We start from the raw sequence: 16,882 nt of genomic DNA, 5'->3' as shown, positions 1-16,882 counted from the left end.
CGCCTATTGCAGGCGACGCAGCAGATCGACCGAAGGCTCGCCCGTCGCAGGCAGGCCCACGCTGGCCTGATAGGCGCTGATCGCCTTGCGGCTGTTTGGCCCGATCACCCCATCGGTGCCATCGGTATCAAACCCCCGCGCGGTCAGCCGCTGTTGCAGCGCCATACGGTCGTCCTTGGTCAGCCCGTTTGCATCGGGGGGGAAGCTGCCGCGCAGCGGTCCGCCCCCGGCGATGCGGTCCGCCAGATGGCCCACGCCAATCGCGTAGCTGTCGGAGTTGTTGTAGCGTTTCAGTGCCCGGAAGTTGCTGGTTACCACAAACTGCGGCCCGCCTGCCTGTGGCTGGATCACGGACCCGGCGCTGGCGGGGATGCTGCCCACTTCGCCGCCCCATTTCACGCCGCGCGTCCAGCCGTTGCGCGACAGATACGCGGCGGTCGAGGCTAGTGCATCGCTGGGGTCTTCCGACCAGATGTCGCGCCGGCCATCGCCGGTGAAATCCACCGCAAAGGCTTGATAGGAGGTGGGAATAAACTGCGTATGCCCCATGGCCCCGGCCCAAGACCCGGTGAGGCGGTCCGCGCTGATGTCGCCGTTTTGCAGGATTTTTAACGCCGCGATCAGCTGCTTTTCAAAGAACGCCCCGCGCCGCCCGTCAAAGGCCAGCGTCGAAGTGGCCGAAACGACAGGTACATTCCCGCGCCGCTCCCCGAAATAGCTCTCCAGCCCCCAAACCGCCGCGACGATCTCTGCCGCCACACCGTAGCGGTTCTCAATCGCGCTCAGCGTACTGCGGTGCCGTGCAAAGGCTGCGCGCCCCTTTGATACACGCTCGTCCGAGGCCGCGATGGCGAGGTAGTCTTCCAAGCTGCGGCTGAATTCTGTCTGGTTACGGTCCCGTTTCACGACGCCGGGCAGGTAGCCCGCGCCGCGAAACCCTTGAGCCAAGGTGTTGGCGGAAATCCCTTGTGCCGAGGCACGGCCCTTAAACGCCGCGACCCAAGCATCATAGCCTGCATTGGGCACCGGGCGCAGATCGTCCGGCACCCCCGCCGCCGCTGCAGGGCCAAGCGCCCCGCCTCCCGTTGAGCAGGCCGAGGTCAGCCCCAGAGCGGCGAGGCCGAATGCGAATGTTCTGCGTGAATGTCTCATAAATCCTGCCTGTCGCTGCATTGTTGCGTTTTTCGCAGCATATCGCAGGCAGGTCACCCGACAAGGCGGGATCGCCAAGATGGCAAGGCTTCGCCGAGGAATCCTTGGCCCTTGGGCTTATTGTCCGGGCTGGAACAAGGGCACGGTCGACATCGACATCTTGGCCGAGCCGTCCTGCACCTGCTGGCTGTGACTGATGTAGATTAATGTATTGTTCTCTTGGTCGAAAATCCGCTTCACCCGCAGCGTTTTGAAGATGATCGAGCGGCGTTCGCTAAAGACATTCTCGCCTTCATCATCCATCTCGATATCGCCAACTTCAATCGGGCCGGTCTGGCGGCAAGAAATGGAGGAGTTCGACGGGTCTTCGAACCAGTTGCCCTTTTGCAGCCGGTCAATCAAACCGCGTTCGAAATAGGCCAGATGACAGGTCACGCCCTTGACCTTGGGGTCGGCCACGGCTTCGACGATGATGTCATTGCCCAACCAGTCCACATCGACGTTCCCAACCTGTTCGGCAGGGGCGGCAGTGGCGAAAAGGCAGGCGGAAAGGGCGGCGGCGCGCGCGAATATCTTGTTCATGGCAGGCAAACGCGCGACGGGCAGGGCGGTTCCCTAGGCTCCGCCGAATTTTCGACAGTCTCTACCGCCGCTCTGCCAAGGCGCAAACGGCTTCGTGCTGGCTTAGAAAGACCTTGCCGGTGAGGTCGTCCAAGAAGTGGCTGCGCTTCAGCCTGTCCATCACGGGGCCTTTGACCTCGCTCAGGTGTAGCCGTATATCGGCATCCCGCAGCCGGGTATTGATCGCCTCAAGCGATTCAAGCGCCGACAGGTCGATCTCATTCACCGCCGGGAACATCAGGACTACATCGGTCAGTTCGGGCTTTTCGGCGGCATGGCGTGCCAGTTGGTCCTCTAAGTAGCGTGCGTTAGGGAAGTAGAGGCTCTCGTCCACCCGCAGCGACAGCACATGGGGCTGGGTCTCAACTTCATGGCGCAAGACATTGCGGAAATGCTCAGTCCCCGGCACCCGGCCCACCACGGCCATATGCGGGCGCGAGGTCTTATAAAGATGCACAAGGATCGAGGTGATGACCCCTGCGCTTACGCCCGCTTCCACGCCGAAGACCAGCGTCAGCAGGATCGTCACGCTCACGGCGGCGAAATCGGCATGGCTGAAGGCCCACGCGCGTTTGAGGATTGAGAAATCAACGAGGCTCAGCACCGCGACGATGATCGTGGCGGCCAGCGTGGCTTTGGGCAGGAAATAGATCAGCGGCGTGAGAAACAGCGCCGCGAGCGCGAGCCCTACGGCGGTGAAGGCCCCCGCGGCGGGCGTCTCGGCCCCCGCGTCAAAGTTCACCACAGAGCGAGAGAAGCCCCCGGTGACCGGAAAGCCCCCGGTGAAGGCCGCGCCAAGGTTCGCACTGCCCAGACCGATGAGTTCTTGATCCGGATCGATGCGCTGGCGTTTCTTGGCGGCCAATGTCTGCGCCACACTGATGCTTTCCACAAAGCCGATAATCGAAATCAGCAGCGCGGGGATGAACAGCTGCGACAGCAGGTCGGGCGAGAAGGAAGGCAGCGTGAGCGGCGGCAGGCTTTGCGGCACTTCGCCCACGATGGCCACGCCGCGGCTGCCCAGATCAAAGGCCCAGACCGCCAGCGTGGTGCCGACGATCGCCAGCACTGGCCCCGTTTTGGCTCCGATATCGGCCAAGCGTGGCCCCAGCCCCATACGCAAGAGCAAGGGCTTAAGCCCGCCCCGCACCCAGAACAGGAAAGCCGTCGCGGTAACGCCCAGCAGAAGGGTGATGGGGTTCACCTCCCCCAGATCCGCCCAAAGGCTGGCGAGGATTTCGACCAGCGTATGGCCTTCGCCTTCGATCCCCAGAATATGACGCAATTGGCTGGCGGCAATCAGGATGCCCGAGGCAGTGATGAACCCCGCGATCACAGGGTGAGACAGAAAATTCGCCAGAAAGCCCAGCCGGAACAGCCCGAGCGCTAACAGCATTGCGCCGGATAGAAACGCCAGCGTCAGCGCCGCCGTGACATAGCCCGCCGTGCCCGCTTCGGCGATATTGCCCACCGCCGCTGCTGTCATCAGTGACACCACGGCCACTGGCCCCACCGCCAGTGCGCGGCTGGTGCCGAAGATGGCATAAAGCACGATCGGCGCGATGGAGGCGTAGATGCCAGCCTCGGGCGGCATCCCTGCCAGCAGCGCATAGGCCAGCGATTGCGGGATCAACATGATGGTGACGATCACCGCCGCCACCAAATCTCTGGTGAATTGGCCACGGTCATAGCGGCGCCCCCAGTCGAGGATCGGCAGATATTGCGCAAGGGGCCGCAGGGTCATGTAAGGCAATCCGTCAAGGGGAAGGGGCCGCCCCGAAGGGCCGCCCGGTCTGGTTTAGTCGAAACGGTTAACCGGCAGTTTCAGGTAGTGGTTGCCGTCATCCTCGGCATCGGGCAGGCGCCCGCCGCGCAGGTTGATCTGCAAGGCCGCAAGGATCCGATTGGGTAGCGAAAGCGTCGCGTCTCGCTTCTGGCGGCGCTCGATATAGTCCTCGCGCTTGGTGCCGTCCTTGACGTGGATGTTCTTGGCCTTGTGCTCATCAACCGTGGCTTCCCACGTCGGTTCCTTGCGGTCATCCGTGCCATAGTCATGGCCGATGTAAAGCCGTGTGTCGCCGGGCAGGGCGAGGATGTCTTGGATCGAATCCCAAAGCTCTGCCGTTTTGCCCCCCGGAAAATCCGACCGCGAGGTGCCTGCATCGGGCTGCATCAATGTGTCATGCACGAAAGCCGCATCGCCGCAGACGTAAGTGATCGACCCCAGCGTGTGACCGGGCGACAGCATCACTTTGGCGTCCAATTCACCGATCTTAAACGTCTCGCCTTCTTCAAACAGATGATCAAAATCGCGGTCGGGGTCAAAGGCGTTCGGCAGGTTGTAGAGGTCCGCCCAAATCTTGGCGATCTCAGGCACCAGCGCACCGATGGCATTGGGCGCGCCAGTTCGTTCTTTCAGATGGGCAGAAGCCATGACGTGGTCCGCATGGGGATGCGTATCAAGCACCCATTCCACGCTCAGGCCGTGCTCTTTCACAAGGTCCAAGACCTGATCCATGCTTTCGGTGCTGAACTTGTAGTTCTTCGGGTCAAAGTTCCAGACTACGTCAATCAGCGCGGCCTTCTTGGTCGCCGGATCGGCGCAGATGTATTGGATCGAGCCTGTGTCGGGCTCATAGATGCCCCAGACATCGGGGCTGCCCGCACCGGTTGAAGGGGAATGGCGCACGACGGGTGTATTCAGAGGGTCGCTCATCAGGCAGGTCCTTTCTTGGTTTTGGTCATCAAATCAGGGGTGTGGCGGGCGATCCACATGCCGCCCAGCATGAAGGGCACAAAGATCAACGTGCCGCTGGCCGCCAAGGGCAAGGCGGTCAGCGCAGGGCCGGGGCAGAAGCCGCCCAAGCCCCAGCCCACGCCAAAGATCGCAGCACCGGTCAGCAGTTTGGGCTCAAGATCGTTGCGGGTGGGGACGCGGAATGTGCTGTCGAAATAGGGGGTCTGACGGCTGCGGAACAGCCATGCAAAGCCCGGTGCGGTCACGGCGATGGCACCGCCCATGACAAAGGCGAGGCTGGGATCCCACGTGCCAAAGACATCAAGAAAGTTCAGCACCTTGGCAGGGTCCGCCATGCCAGAGACGATAAGGCCGATGCCAAAGACGAGGCCGGAGAGGAGGGCGAATATCTGTTTCATATCACGCCCCTAACACATGCCGCATGACGAAGACCGTCACAAAGGCCGTTGCCATGAAGGTCACCGTTGCCACGATCGACCGCGCCGAGCCACGGCTGATGCCGCAGACCCCATGGCCCGAGGTACACCCATTGCCATAGGTCGCGCCAAAGCCGACCAGCAGCCCGGCCAGAGCCATCAAAAGCGGGTTCGAAGGCACCCATTGTTGCGGCCAGCCGCCCGAGACAATCAACCAAAGCGGCGCTGCCAGCAAAAGCCCCAGCACGAAAAAGAACGAAACGCCCCGCGCTTCGCCGTCACTGCTGCGCGCAAATAGCCGTGAGGTCAGCCCGCTGATGCCCGCGATGCGCCCGTTCGTCGCCATCAGCAGCACCGCCGAGGCCCCGATCAATGCGCCGCCGCCCAGCGACAGCCAAGGTGTGAATTCGGTTTCCATCTCTCAACTCCTTACGCGCCCGCCTTGGCGGCTGGCTTGTCTCAGACTGCTGTTCAGTATATATTACCAATTCATAATATTCAATGATGCTAATATGAAAAACTCGGACGATTTCTTGGACGGTGACATTGCCGGAGCGGCTGCCCTGATGACGATGCTCGCATCGGAAGCGCGGTTGCAGATCTTGTGCCGGCTGCTGGGCGGAGAGCGTTCGGTTGGGGATTTGGCGCAGGCCTGCGGGTTGTCGCAATCCACCATGTCACAGCAGCTTAAAAAGCTGAAAGAAGCGGGGCTTGTGGACAGTCGCCGCGCGGGGCAGACGATCTTTTACCGGGTCAAAGGGCAGGAGGCCGTGGCCGTTCTGGAAACGCTGCACGGCCTCTACTGCGCGCAAAAATAATGCGCCCGGTAAAACCGGACGCCTCTTTCACGCTTTGCGATCCGCGTAGGATTTGACGAACTGGCCGATCTTCTCTTCGGTCAGGTCAATGCCGCGCGCTTTGCCTTCTTGCAGGGCCGTGTCACCGTCCCATCCCTTGTCTGCCGCAAGGGCCATCAGCGTCATCGCCCCGGCCCGTTTGCCCGAGGCGCAGTGCAGGAACACCGGCTGCGGCAGGTCGTCCAGTGACTTGCGAAATTCGTCCACCGTCTCGGGGCCAAGCGTATCCGGCGTGACCGGATGGTGCAGGTAGTTCAACCCCAGCTTCTCGGCCACCAAGCGCTCTTCATCGGGGGAGAGGCCGCCTTTTTCATCCGAGGCGCGGAAGTTCACCACTGTTTTCATCCCGGCCGAAGCCGCCTGTTCCAGTGCTTTGGCGTCCGGCGTGAACAGGGCCACGTTATGGGCGGGGTCGATGGTCGCGATCTTTTGGCTGTCGTCGGTCATTCTGGCCTCCTTCTCTGCGCGGGCGATATTGCCGCGCGCGATGGTTTCAGCAGCACAACACCAGATCGACGCAACTGTTCCCTGCGCAGAAGGCGGGCAGCGAGGGATTGCTTTATCCGAGCATTAAAGTCAGGATTGTCACCGCTGACCGATTTTGCTAGGCAGCACAAAGAAATTCCGCTTGGCGTGACAGCTGCTTTGACGATTCTGCCCAGCCGTGGCAGGCGCCCCAGCAGCGCGCCGTGATCAAAGATAAATCCATCGGGAGCCACCCCCATGCCGCATTTTCGTTCCGCGTTCCTCGCGGCCCTGTCCCTGTCCTTTGGCCAAGGCGCCGCCGCCGAGACGCCTGCCGCCGTAGCGGCGACTGCGGCCCCCTCGCTCAAGGTCGAGTTGAACGCCGCCGACACGACGGAGGCCAATTGCAAGCTGACCTTTCTCATTACGAACGACCTCTCCGCGCCCTTGGACAAAGCCGTCTATGAAACCGTGCTGTTCGACCGCGAAGGCACCGTGAACCGGCTGACCCTTTTTGACTTTGGTCAATTGCCCGTTGGCCGCCCGCGCGTGCGCCAATTCGTGGTGCCGCAGACCACCTGCGAAAATCTTGGCCGTATCCTCTTTAACGGTGCGCAAAGCTGCGAAGGCGCGGGGATCGCGGCGGGCACCTGCGAAAACGCGCTGGCCCCGGCAACCCGGACCGAGATCGAGGTGCTGGGCTGATGAATCAACTGGATGAACTGCTGACCCCTCTGCGGGGCATTGCCGAAACCGGTGGCCCGGTTGTGGTAATCCTCATGGCCGTGGCGGTGCTGACCCTCGCCGTGGCACTTTATAAAACATGGCAGTTCCGCGCCGCCGCCGTGGGCCGTCACCGGGCGCTTTCAGAAGCGGTAAATGCTTGGGAGCGCGGCGATGCCGCCGCTGCACGCTCAGCGCTGGGCCGGTCGAAAAGCTACCTCGCCCCGGTGATCGAACTGGCCATGTCTACGCCCGACGCGGGCGCTTCGCGCTTGCAGGCCGAGGCCGAGTTGCGCTTTGCCAAGCTGGAGCGCGGCTTTCGCCTGCTCGATTCCGTGGCGCAGCTTGCCCCGCTCTTGGGCCTCTTTGGCACGGTTCTGGGCATGATCGAAGCCTTCCGCGCCTTGCAAGACGCAGGGTCGCAGGTGGATCCTTCGATCCTCGCGGGGGGCATCTGGGTGGCGCTTCTGACCACTGCGGTGGGCCTCGTCGTTGCCATGCCGACCGCGCTGGTGCTCAGCTGGCTGGAGCAGCGGATGGAGACCGAGCGCGTCATCGCCGACAAGGCGATCCTCACCGTGCTGCACCCCGGCCAGAACGCGGCCCCCGCCGCCACACCTGCCGCGACCCAATTTGCCGCCGCCGCGCCCCGGCCAGCCCATGGCTAGGCCACGCCGGCGGCGCAACCGCCTCTCCATGACCTCTCTGATCGACGTGATCTTTCTGCTGTTGTTGTTCTTCATGCTAACCTCGACCTTCTCAAAATTTGCCGAGATCGAATTGGCCGCAGCGACATCCGGGGCAGGGGCCGAGACGGGGGCGAAACCCTATTTCCTGCAACTGACCACCGAGGGGCTGCGCCTCAACGGCGATGCGCTGGCGCTCGACGCGCTGACCGCCAGCCCCTTGGCCGAGGCCGAGAAGGGCACGCCGCTACTGGTCTCGCTCGGGGCCGAGGTCGAGGCGCAGGCGCTGGCCGATCTGCTCATCGCGCTGCGCGCCCTGCCGGGGCTCAGCGTCTCGGTTTTGGAGGGCTGACCATGCGACCCATCGCCAAGGCCAAACCGCAACGCGAACCGACCATCGCGCTGATCAACATCGTCTTTCTGATGCTGGTCTTCTTCATGGTCGCGGGCACCCTGTCGCAGCCGCTGGATTCCGATCTGAACCTCGTGGAAACCCGTGAGCTTGAGGGCCGCGCGCCGCCCAATGCGCTGGTGGTCCATGCCGATGGCCGCATGACATTCGCAGGCCAAGACCGCGCCAACGTGGCTGAATTCATCGACGCGCTGCCCGAAGAAGAGCGCGATACCGTGCGGCTGCTGCCTGACCGCGCGCTGCCTGCCCGCCGCCTTGTGGAACTGACCCGCGAGCTGCGTGGCGCGGGGGCAGAGCGCGTCATGCTTGTCACCGAAAGGGCGCTGCAATGATCCCCCGTTCTGGTCTCGCTAAAACACTTTCCATCGGCGTCGCGGCCAGCCTCGTCGTGGGCGTGTCGCAACTGGCGCAAATTGACGACAGCGCCAAGATCGCGGGCGGCGGAGCGCCCGCCGCGGCCCAGCTTGGCACCCGGTTTGAGGATATGGCCGTCGGCACGCTAGAGGCCGAACCGGTGGAAGATATCACGCCGACCCCCGAGCCCGAACCCTTGGAGGCCGCCGAGGCGCTGCCGCCGACCTCCGCGCCAACGGTTACGCCCACGCCCGCCGCCGAGCCAATGCAAGCGGTGAAGGCAGAGCCCATGCCTGTGGCCCCACCTCCCGCCACTGCGGCGCAGACACCCGTCTTGCCTGCCCTGACCCCGGTCGAAACCCCGCCCGAGACCACCAGCGCCACGCCGACCATCACAGCCGCGGCCCCGGTGCCCCCGGTCGAAACCCTCACCGCCGAGGCCGAGGATGACGCGCCACGCCTGTCGCAGCGCCCGCAGCGCCGCGACCCCGAGCGCGCCGCCGAGGCCGCCAAGAAGGCCAAGCCCAAGCCGCAGCCGAAACCCAAGCCCAAGCAGACCACGCGCGGCAATGCGAAGCGCGACAACACCAAGGGCGCGCAGACCGCCGCCCGTGCGGGCAACGCCGCGCAGTCCGGCACCCGTCAGCGGGCCGCAGCACCTGCGGGCAATGCGGCGGCCAGTAACTATCCCGGCCAAGTGATGAGCCGCATCGCCCGCGTCGGCAAACCGCGTGTTCGCTCACGCGGGACCGCCGTGATCGCCTTTTCCATTGGCGGGGGCGGGCAGTTGGCAGGCGCACGGGTGGCGCGCAGTTCCGGGTCGGCGGCGCTGGATCAAGCGGCGCTTGGCATCATCCGGCAGGCCGCACCCTTCCCGCGCCCGCCCGCCGGGGCGCAACGCAATTTCTCGATCCAGATCAAAGGTCGGTAACCGGGCGGAGGGCTCAGCCCTCCGCGATCACCTGATCCACTGCCGTGCCGAGCATTTCGACGGTCATCTCGATCTCCTCGGGCGGCGAGGTGAAGGCCGGGGCCAGCAACACATGATCTCCCACAGTACCATCAGCACAGCCCTGCGACGGATAGCAGATCATCCCCGCCTCCATCGCCGCGCGTTGAATCTTGCCCGCAAGGTTGCGGCTGACGTCGAAGGGCGTCTTGCTGTCACGCTCGGCCACCAGTTCGATGGACCAAAACAACCCGCGCCCGCGAATGTCACCGACATGGGCATGCTGGCCGAACCGCTCGCGCAGCGCCGTTTCCAACTGCCGCCCCCGCGCGCGCACCGCGCTCAGCAAATCGCGGCTCTCGACCTCTTGCAGCACAGCCAGCGCCCCCGCCGTCGCCACTGCGTGCGACATATAGGTATGCCCGTTCCACAGATTGCCGCTGCCCGCCATGATCGCGTCGATCACGCTTTCGCGGGCCATCACCGCCGCGATGGGCTGGTAGCCCGCGCCGAGGCCTTTGGCCATGGTGGTGATGTCGGCACAGATACCTTCCTGCTCCAACGCGAAAAGGCTTCCCGTCCGCCCCATGCCGCACATCACTTCGTCGGCGATGAGCAGCACGCCGTGGCGGTCACAAATCTCACGCACCCGCTTGAAGTACCCCACAGGCGCTGGCTGAGAGCCGAGCGAGGCCCCCACCACAGGCTCCGCCACGAAGGCGGCAACCGTCTCCGGCCCCAACTCAACGATCCGCGTCTCCAACTGATCCGCCAAGCGCCGCGCGAAATCCGCCTCGCTCTCGCCCTCGCGTTGCAGGCGGTAGGCATAGGCCGCGTCGATATGCTCCACATCCATCAACATCGGCGCAAAGGGCGCGCGGCGTCCGGCATGGCCGCCCACCGCCAGCGCGCCGAGCGTGTTGCCGTGATAGCTGGGCTTGCGCGCGATGATCTTCGCCCGCGCTTTGTCGCCCCGCTCCAGATGATACTGCCGCGCGAGCTTCAGCGCCGCTTCCATCGCCTCGGACCCGCTGCCCAGATACATCACCCGCCCTTCGCCGGTGCCCTCAGGTGCGCGGGCGATCAAATGGTCGGCCAGCGCCTCTGCTGGGGTGTTGGTGAAGAGGCCGGTATGCGCAAAGGCGAGCTGGTCCATCTGCGCGGCGACAGCGGCGCGCACGGCGGCGTTGTCATGTCCAAGGCTCGACACCGCAGCGCCGCCGCAGGCATCCAGATAGCGCTTCCCCTTGTCATCAATAAGGAAATTTCCCTCTCCGCGTACGATCACAGGTTGCGTGGCGCGCAAGTTACGGTGCAATACATGGCTCATCGTAGAATCCGATCCTTGGGGTCGACCCTATTTACCGCTTCGCTTGCTGACTGCCACATTAATCAGCACACCGCGCGTATTCGGAAAAGCTTGGGCTGACCTAGGGTCAGGAGAAGCTTGACAGGTAAATTATTTTATCAAACGGTAAAATACCTAACCAACGGGGGATATAATATGACACAACGCAATCTCACACGCCGCTTCCTATTGGGCACGGCGGCCATGCTGGCCGGGGCCAGCCTTTTGCCACAGGGCGCGCTGGCTGCCGAGCCGCTTAAAGTCGCTGGCGTCTATACCGTGCCGGTCGAACAGCAATGGGTCAGCCGCATCCACAAAGCGGCCGAAGCCGCACAGGCGCGCGGCGACATCGAATATACCTTCACTGAAAACGTCTCCAACACCGACTACGCCCGCGTGCTGCGCGAATATGCCGAGGCCGGGAACCAGTTGATCGTCGGCGAAGTCTTTGGTGCCGAAGCCGAGGCGCGCGAAGTTGCCGCCGATTACCCGGATGTGGCTTTCCTCATGGGCTCCAGCTTTAAGCAAGACGAGGCGCTGCCCAATTTCGCGGTCTTCGACAACTACATTCAGGACGCGGCCTATCTGTCGGGCATCATCGCCGGTGCCATGACCGAGAGCGGCAACATCGGCATGGTCGGCGGCTTTCCCATCCCTGAGGTCAACCGCCTGATGCATGCCTTCATGGCGGGTGCCGCGGAAATGAACCCCGATATCAAGTTCCAAGTGAGCTTCATCGGCTCTTGGTTCGATCCGCCCAAAGCCAAGGAGACCGCATTCGCCATGGTCGAGCAGGGGGCCGACGTACTCTATGCTGAGCGGTTCGGCGTGTCGGACGCGGCGCAGGAAAAAGGCATTCTGGCGATCGGCAATGTGATCGACACGCAAGCCGAGTACCCCGAAACCGTCGTCGCCTCGGCACTTTGGCATTTCGAGCCGACCCTTGATGCCGCCATCGCCGCCGTCAAAGCAGGCGAGTTCATGGCCGACGACTATGGCCGCTATTCCTTCATGTCTGAGGGCGGGTCTTCGCTGGCACCGCTTGGCACCTTCGAGGGCAAAGTCCCGCAAGAGGCGCTGGATATGGTCAAAGAGCGCGAGCAGGCGATCAAGGACGGCTCCTTCACCGTCGACATCAACGACGAAGAACCGAAGTCCTCTTAATGACCGATCCAAGATCCGAGGCGCAGGTTGTCCTGCGCCTCGATAATATTACCAAACGATTTGGCAAACTCACCGCCAATGACGCGATCAGCTTTGATCTGCGGCAGGGCGAAGTCATTGCCCTGCTAGGCGAAAACGGCGCAGGCAAGACCACGCTGATGAATATCCTGTTTGGACATTACACCCCCGACGAAGGCCATGTTGAGGTTTTCGGCCAACGTCTGCCTGCGGGCAATCCGCGTGCCGCGCTGGCCGCGGGCGTCGGCATGGTGCACCAGCATTTCACGCTGGCCGACAATATGACCGTGCTGGAAAATATCGTGCTCGGCACCCGCTCGATCTGGCGCCCCGGTTTCGGCCGCGCGCAGGCGCGGCAGCGGATTGTTGCGCTAATGGAAGACTACGGGCTGCGGGTGGACCCCGACGCACAGGTCGGCAGCCTCAGCGTGGGCGAGCGGCAGCGGGTCGAGATCCTCAAAGCCCTCTACCGCGAAGCACGTATTCTGATCTTGGACGAGCCCACCGCCGTTCTCACCCCGCAAGAAACCGACGACCTCTTCGCCACCATGCGCAAAGCCGTGGCGCTTGGCCTCTCGGTGATCTTCATCTCGCATAAACTGCATGAGGTCATGGCGATCTCATCGCGCGTCGTGGTGCTGCGCCATGGCAAGCTCGTGGCCGAAGGCAAGACAGCCGAGACTGACCGTGCAGCGATGGCGCAGATGATGGTCGGCTCAGAAGTCGCCGCCCCCGTCGTCCGCCGTGCCGATCCGGGTGCCGCGTTGGTCACGCTGTCAGGCGTCTCTACGCCCGACATCGGCTCTGCACCGGGGCTAAAGAACGTCGATCTTGAGTTGCGTGCGGGCCAGATCACTGGCCTTGCCGGGGTCTCCGGCAACGGCCAAACCGCGCTGGCCGACCTGATCGGCGGGTTGATCCGCCCCGCGTCGGGCACGTTTCACGTGAAAGGCGACGCCCCGCGCAGTTGGTCGCCCCATGCCGCCATCAGCGCAGGCATCGCCCGCATCCCCGAAGACCGGCACAAGACCGGCACCATCGCCGATTTCGACCTCACCGAAAACGCGGTGCTTGAACTCTACTCCCGCCCCGGTTTCTCCCGCCACGGCTGGATGAACTGGCGCGCCGCGCGCGACTTCGCGGCCAAGATCATCAAGGGATACGACGTGCGCTGCCCCGGTCCGGAAACCCGCATCCGGCTGCTCTCGGGCGGCAACATGCAAAAGCTGATCTTGGGGCGCGTGCTTGAGACCGCGCCTTCGGTGGTGCTGGCCAACCAGCCGGTGCGCGGCCTCGACATCGGGGCGCTGACCTACGTGCATGAACAACTGCTCGCCGCCCGCGACCGGGGGGCGGCGGTGCTGCTGATCTCCGAAGACCTTGACGAGGTCACGGCGCTGTCGGACGTGATCCATGTGATCTCCGAAGGCCGTCTCTCGCCCGGCTTCGCCCGCGGCGCGCTCACCCCCGCCGAACTGGGCGTCTGGATGGCGGGCGATGGTTTCGAGGAGGCCCCCCATGCGGCTTGAACCCATTGCCAACCCCACATGGACCCGCTCGCTGGGCCTGCCAGCGCTGGCGCTTTTCGCCACGGTGGTTGCGGCCTCGCTGCTAGCTATGGTCGCCGGCGCGCAGCCGTTTTCGGTGCTGGGCCTGATCGTCAAAGGCGCCTTCGGCTCGAAATTCGCCACGCTGGAGACCCTCAACCGCGCTACGCCGCTGATTTTCACCGGCCTTGCCGTCGCCGTCGCCTTTCGCGCGAAGCTGTGGAATATCGGGGCCGAAGCGCAGCTTTACATGGGCGCGGTGGTCACCGTGGTACTGGGCACCGGTGCGCTGGCCTGGCCCAGCTTTGCGCTGCTGCCGACCATTGCGCTGGCCGCGATGCTCGCGGGGGCCGTGGTGCTGTTGGTGCCGACTTTCCTCAAGACCCGCTTTGGCGTCGATGAAGTTGTCACCACGCTGCTTCTGAATTTCGTCGTCCTGCTCTGGGTGTCTATGCTGCTCGAAGGGTCATTGAAAGACCCGATGGGCCTTGGCTGGCCCAAATCTGCCCGGCTGATCGGGGAGGCACGTCTGCCCCGCATCGCCGAGGGGCTGCGGCTGCACTGGGGTTTCGGCCTCGCGCTGATCTCGGCCTTCGTCGTCTGGGTCATCCAGCGCCGCAGCACGCTGGGCTACGAGATGCGCGCTGTTGGGCTGAACCCTGCGGCGGCGCGGTTCGCGGGCATTCCGGTCAACGCCACGCTGATCAAGACGGCGCTGCTGTCGGGCGGCCTTGCTGCGTTGGCGGGCTTTTCCGAGGTGGCGGGGCTGAAGGGCAACCTCACCTTGGATATCTCGCCCGGCTTTGGCTACACTGGCATCATCGTCGCCATGCTGGCGCTGCTGAACCCGCTTGGCGTGGTGGTCGCCGCGCTCTTCGTCGCGGGCATCTTCGTCGGCGCCGACAGCATGAGCCGCGCGGCGGGCGTGCCGACCTACCTTGCCGATATCATGCTGGCGCTGGCGCTTCTGGCGATGGTGCTGGCGATCATGCTGACCAAATTCCGGGTGAGGCGCGACTGATGGATATTCTCGACATTCTACTTCAGGCGAGCTTCTGGACCGCCGCGATCCGCATCGCCTCGCCGCTGATCTTTGCCGCTCTGGGCGAGCTCATATGCGAGCGGGCAGGGGTGTTGAACCTCGGCATCGAAGGCATCATGGTCGTCGGCGCTTTCGCCGGCTGGCTTACCGTCTATCTCGGCGGCGGGCTGTGGTTCGGCGTGGCGGTGGCGATGCTCTCGGGCATGGCCTTCGGCTTGGTGCATGGGGTGCTGACGGTGCCCTTTGGCCTCAGCCAGCATGTCGTCGGCCTTGGCATCACGCTGCTGGCGACCTCGCTCACCTACTACTGCTACCGTCTGGCGCTGCCCGAGGTCACCTCGCCGCCGAAAATCGAAGCCTTCCAACCGCTTGAAATCCCGATCCTCTCCGACATCCCCGTGATCGGCCCCGCGCTGTTTAACCAAACGCCGCTGACCTATCTCGCCTTCGTGCTGGTCGTCGCCGTGACGCTGGTCCTTTACCGCACGCCCATGGGCCTTGCCCTGCGCGCAGCGGGCGAAAACCCGGCAGCGGTCGAGGCGCAGGGCCTCAGCGTTTCCGCCATCCGCATCTGCGCAGTGATGGTCGGCAGCGGGTTCATGGCCGTGGGCGGGGCGTTTCTGACCATGTCGGCCTTCAACTCGTTTTTCTTCGAGATGGTCAATGGCCGAGGCTGGATCTGCATCGCGCTGGTGGTCTTTGGCTCGTGGAAACCGGGCAAGACGCTGCTCGGCGCGGTACTGTTCGCGGCCTTTGATGCGTTGCAAATCCGCGTGCAACAAACGCCGCTCGGGGCTGACATCCCCTACCAGATCTTCCTGATGGCGCCTTATATCCTGTCGATCCTCGCGCTGGTCGTGATGTCCCGCCGGGCACAGGTGCCAGCGGCCCTGATGGTGCCGTTCAACAAGGGGGAGCGCTGAGTTGACGCTTCCCTCCACGCCCTTCGCCGGGCCAAATCAAACACACGAGTAACCCATGTTCGACCTCATCATCAAAGGCGGCACACTCCCCGACGGCCGCAGCACCGACATCGGCATCAAGGGCGACAAAATCACCGCCATCGAAGACCTCTCTACCGCCGAAACCCGCGAGACCATCGATGCCAGCGGCGACCTCGTCAGCCCGCCCTTCGTCGATCCGCATTTCCACATGGATGCCACCCTCAGCTACGGCACCCCGCGGATCAACGCTTCGGGCACACTTCTGGAGGGCATTGGCCTCTGGGGCGAACTCAAAGAGGTCATGACCCAAGACGAGGTCAAAGCCCGAGCGCTAGAATACTGCGACTGGGCCGCCTCGCTGGGCCTTCTCGCGATCCGCAGCCATGTCGACACCTGCGACGACCGGCTTCTGGGCGTCGAAGCCCTGCTCGACGTGCGCGAGGCGGTGAAGGACTACATCGACCTGCAACTCGTGGCCTTCCCGCAGGATGGGCTCTACCGCGACCCGACGGCGCATGAAAACACCATCCGCGCGCTCGACATGGGCGTCGACGTGGTCGGCGGCATCCCGCATTTTGAACGCACCATGGCCGATGGCGCTGCTTCCGTCACCGCACTTTGCGAACTCGCCGCCGAACGCGGCCTCATGGTCGACCTGCATTGTGATGAGACCGACGACCCCCATTCGCGCCACATCGAGACGCTGGCTTTTGAGACCCAACGCCTCGGGCTGCAGGGCAGGGTGGCCGGTTCGCATCTGACCTCGATGCATTCGATGGACAACTACTACGTCTCAAAACTGCTGCCGCTGATGGCCGAAGCCCAAGTCGCCGCGATCCCCAACCCGCTGATCAATATCACCCTGCAGGGCCGCCACGATACCTATCCCAAACGCCGTGGTCTGACCCGCGTGAAGGAGATGCAGGCCATGGGCATCGACGTCGGATGGGGGCAGGATTGCGTGATGGACCCGTGGTATTCCATGGGCACGGGCGACATGCTCGACGTGGCCTTCATGGGGCTGCATGTGGCGCAAATGACCTCGCCCGAGGAGATGCACCGCTGCTTTGACATGGTGACGAATGTAAACGCGCGGATCCTCGGCTTGCAGGATTACGGCCTCAAGGTGGGCGCGACCGCCTCGCTGGTGGTGCTGGACGCGGGCAACCCGATCGAGGCGCTGCGCCTGCGGCCCGACCGGCTTTGTGTGGTGGCCAAGGGGCGGGTGATCTCACGCCAGTCCCGCAATGACGCGCGGCTGAACCTGCCCGGGCGGCCCGACAGCGTGCGCCGCCGCCATAGCGCACATTCATAAACCTAGCGTTTACCGACACCTAGGACGGCGCCCCCCAGCGGGCGCCGTTTTCGTTTCTATGGCCGATTGAACTCCTCTGCACCTGCTGTTATGTTAGCGCTAACCGCGCCA

General features: G+C 63.8%; 19 protein-coding genes. 11 read left to right on the top strand and 8 right to left on the bottom strand.

Annotated elements, in window-relative coordinates:
* Positions 1–3: 3 nt before the first annotated feature.
* The 6 genes from A3722_RS20015 to A3722_RS19990 form a co-directional block, all read right to left on the bottom strand.
* Complete coding sequence (locus tag A3722_RS20015; protein WP_067630413.1) at positions 4–1,152, bottom strand: lytic murein transglycosylase; 1,149 nt, start codon at positions 1,150–1,152, stop codon at positions 4–6.
* A gap of 117 nt (positions 1,153–1,269) precedes the next feature.
* On the bottom strand, positions 1,270–1,734 hold the full coding sequence (locus A3722_RS20010; protein WP_067630416.1) for a CreA family protein: 465 nt from the start codon (positions 1,732–1,734) through the stop codon (positions 1,270–1,272).
* A gap of 61 nt (positions 1,735–1,795) precedes the next feature.
* Complete coding sequence (locus A3722_RS20005) at positions 1,796–3,517, bottom strand: SulP family inorganic anion transporter (protein ID WP_067916394.1); 1,722 nt, start codon at positions 3,515–3,517, stop codon at positions 1,796–1,798.
* A 54-nt stretch (positions 3,518–3,571) separates the two neighbouring features.
* Entirely contained in the window at positions 3,572–4,489 is a 918-nt protein-coding gene (locus tag A3722_RS20000) for an MBL fold metallo-hydrolase (protein WP_067628503.1), read from the bottom strand.
* The gene (locus tag A3722_RS19995) at positions 4,489–4,929 is read right to left on the bottom strand and encodes a YeeE/YedE family protein (RefSeq protein WP_067628501.1); all 441 of its coding nucleotides are present in this window, start codon (positions 4,927–4,929) and stop codon (positions 4,489–4,491) included. Before A3722_RS19995 ends, A3722_RS20000 begins: the two co-directional genes overlap by 1 nt.
* Before the next feature lies 1 nt (position 4,930).
* The gene (locus tag A3722_RS19990) at positions 4,931–5,365 is read right to left on the bottom strand and encodes a YeeE/YedE family protein (RefSeq protein ID WP_067628499.1); all 435 of its coding nucleotides are present in this window, start codon (positions 5,363–5,365) and stop codon (positions 4,931–4,933) included.
* Between the two features lie 94 nt (positions 5,366–5,459).
* Here A3722_RS19990 and A3722_RS19985 point away from each other — a divergent pair, with 94 nt between their 5' ends.
* Positions 5,460–5,765 carry an ArsR/SmtB family transcription factor gene (locus A3722_RS19985; protein WP_067628498.1) on the top strand — a complete coding sequence of 102 codons (306 nt, stop codon included), beginning with the start codon at positions 5,460–5,462 and terminating at the stop codon, positions 5,763–5,765.
* A 27-nt stretch (positions 5,766–5,792) separates the two neighbouring features.
* Here the strand turns inward: A3722_RS19985 and A3722_RS19980 are convergent, their stop codons facing one another.
* Positions 5,793–6,251 (bottom strand): beta-lactamase hydrolase domain-containing protein, encoded by a 459-nt coding sequence (locus A3722_RS19980; protein WP_067628495.1) that lies wholly within the window; start codon positions 6,249–6,251, stop codon positions 5,793–5,795.
* Positions 6,252–6,527: 276 nt separating this feature from the next.
* On the opposite strand from A3722_RS19980, the gene A3722_RS19975 reads away from it, so the two are divergent.
* The 5 genes from A3722_RS19975 to A3722_RS19955 are packed head-to-tail and all read left to right on the top strand — an operon-like array spanning position 6,528 to position 9,375.
* Positions 6,528–6,974 carry a hypothetical protein gene (locus A3722_RS19975; RefSeq protein WP_067628493.1) on the top strand — a complete coding sequence of 149 codons (447 nt, stop codon included), beginning with the start codon at positions 6,528–6,530 and terminating at the stop codon, positions 6,972–6,974.
* The gene (locus tag A3722_RS19970; protein WP_067628491.1) at positions 6,974–7,660 is read left to right on the top strand and encodes a MotA/TolQ/ExbB proton channel family protein; all 687 of its coding nucleotides are present in this window, start codon (positions 6,974–6,976) and stop codon (positions 7,658–7,660) included. The genes A3722_RS19975 and A3722_RS19970 overlap by 1 nt, the downstream gene beginning before the upstream one ends.
* Positions 7,653–8,030: a biopolymer transporter ExbD gene (locus A3722_RS19965; protein ID WP_082849554.1), complete on the top strand. Its 378-nt coding sequence runs from the start codon at positions 7,653–7,655 to the stop codon at positions 8,028–8,030. Before A3722_RS19970 ends, A3722_RS19965 begins: the two co-directional genes overlap by 8 nt.
* Positions 8,031–8,032: 2 nt before the next feature.
* The gene (locus A3722_RS19960) at positions 8,033–8,422 is read left to right on the top strand and encodes an ExbD/TolR family protein (RefSeq protein WP_067628487.1); all 390 of its coding nucleotides are present in this window, start codon (positions 8,033–8,035) and stop codon (positions 8,420–8,422) included.
* The gene (locus tag A3722_RS19955) at positions 8,419–9,375 is read left to right on the top strand and encodes an energy transducer TonB family protein (RefSeq protein ID WP_067628485.1); all 957 of its coding nucleotides are present in this window, start codon (positions 8,419–8,421) and stop codon (positions 9,373–9,375) included. The genes A3722_RS19960 and A3722_RS19955 overlap by 4 nt, the downstream gene beginning before the upstream one ends.
* Before the next feature lie 13 nt (positions 9,376–9,388).
* On the opposite strand, the gene A3722_RS19950 is transcribed toward A3722_RS19955, so the two are convergent.
* Positions 9,389–10,723, bottom strand: a complete 1,335-nt coding sequence (locus A3722_RS19950) for an aspartate aminotransferase family protein (RefSeq protein WP_067628483.1) — start codon at positions 10,721–10,723, stop codon at positions 9,389–9,391.
* A 174-nt stretch (positions 10,724–10,897) separates the two neighbouring features.
* On the opposite strand from A3722_RS19950, the gene A3722_RS19945 reads away from it, so the two are divergent.
* The 5 genes from A3722_RS19945 to A3722_RS19925 are packed head-to-tail and all read left to right on the top strand — an operon-like array spanning position 10,898 to position 16,771.
* Positions 10,898–11,905, top strand: coding sequence for a BMP family protein (locus tag A3722_RS19945; protein ID WP_067628481.1), 1,008 nt, complete (start codon positions 10,898–10,900; stop codon positions 11,903–11,905).
* Positions 11,905–13,452, top strand: a complete 1,548-nt coding sequence (locus A3722_RS19940) for an ABC transporter ATP-binding protein (RefSeq protein WP_067628479.1) — start codon at positions 11,905–11,907, stop codon at positions 13,450–13,452. Before A3722_RS19945 ends, A3722_RS19940 begins: the two co-directional genes overlap by 1 nt.
* Complete coding sequence (locus A3722_RS19935) at positions 13,442–14,491, top strand: ABC transporter permease (protein ID WP_067628477.1); 1,050 nt, start codon at positions 13,442–13,444, stop codon at positions 14,489–14,491. Before A3722_RS19940 ends, A3722_RS19935 begins: the two co-directional genes overlap by 11 nt.
* Positions 14,491–15,435 carry an ABC transporter permease gene (locus A3722_RS19930; RefSeq protein ID WP_067628475.1) on the top strand — a complete coding sequence of 315 codons (945 nt, stop codon included), beginning with the start codon at positions 14,491–14,493 and terminating at the stop codon, positions 15,433–15,435. Before A3722_RS19935 ends, A3722_RS19930 begins: the two co-directional genes overlap by 1 nt.
* Positions 15,436–15,490: 55 nt before the next feature.
* Entirely contained in the window at positions 15,491–16,771 is a 1,281-nt protein-coding gene (locus tag A3722_RS19925; protein ID WP_067628473.1) for an amidohydrolase family protein, read from the top strand.
* Positions 16,772–16,882: the final 111 nt, after the last annotated feature.

The organism is Sulfitobacter sp. HI0027 (assembly GCF_001634775.1).
GTDB lineage: Bacteria > Pseudomonadota > Alphaproteobacteria > Rhodobacterales > Rhodobacteraceae > Sulfitobacter.
The sequence above is the reverse complement of the archived record's forward strand: the minus strand, read 5'-3'. Positions and strand labels throughout refer to the sequence as shown.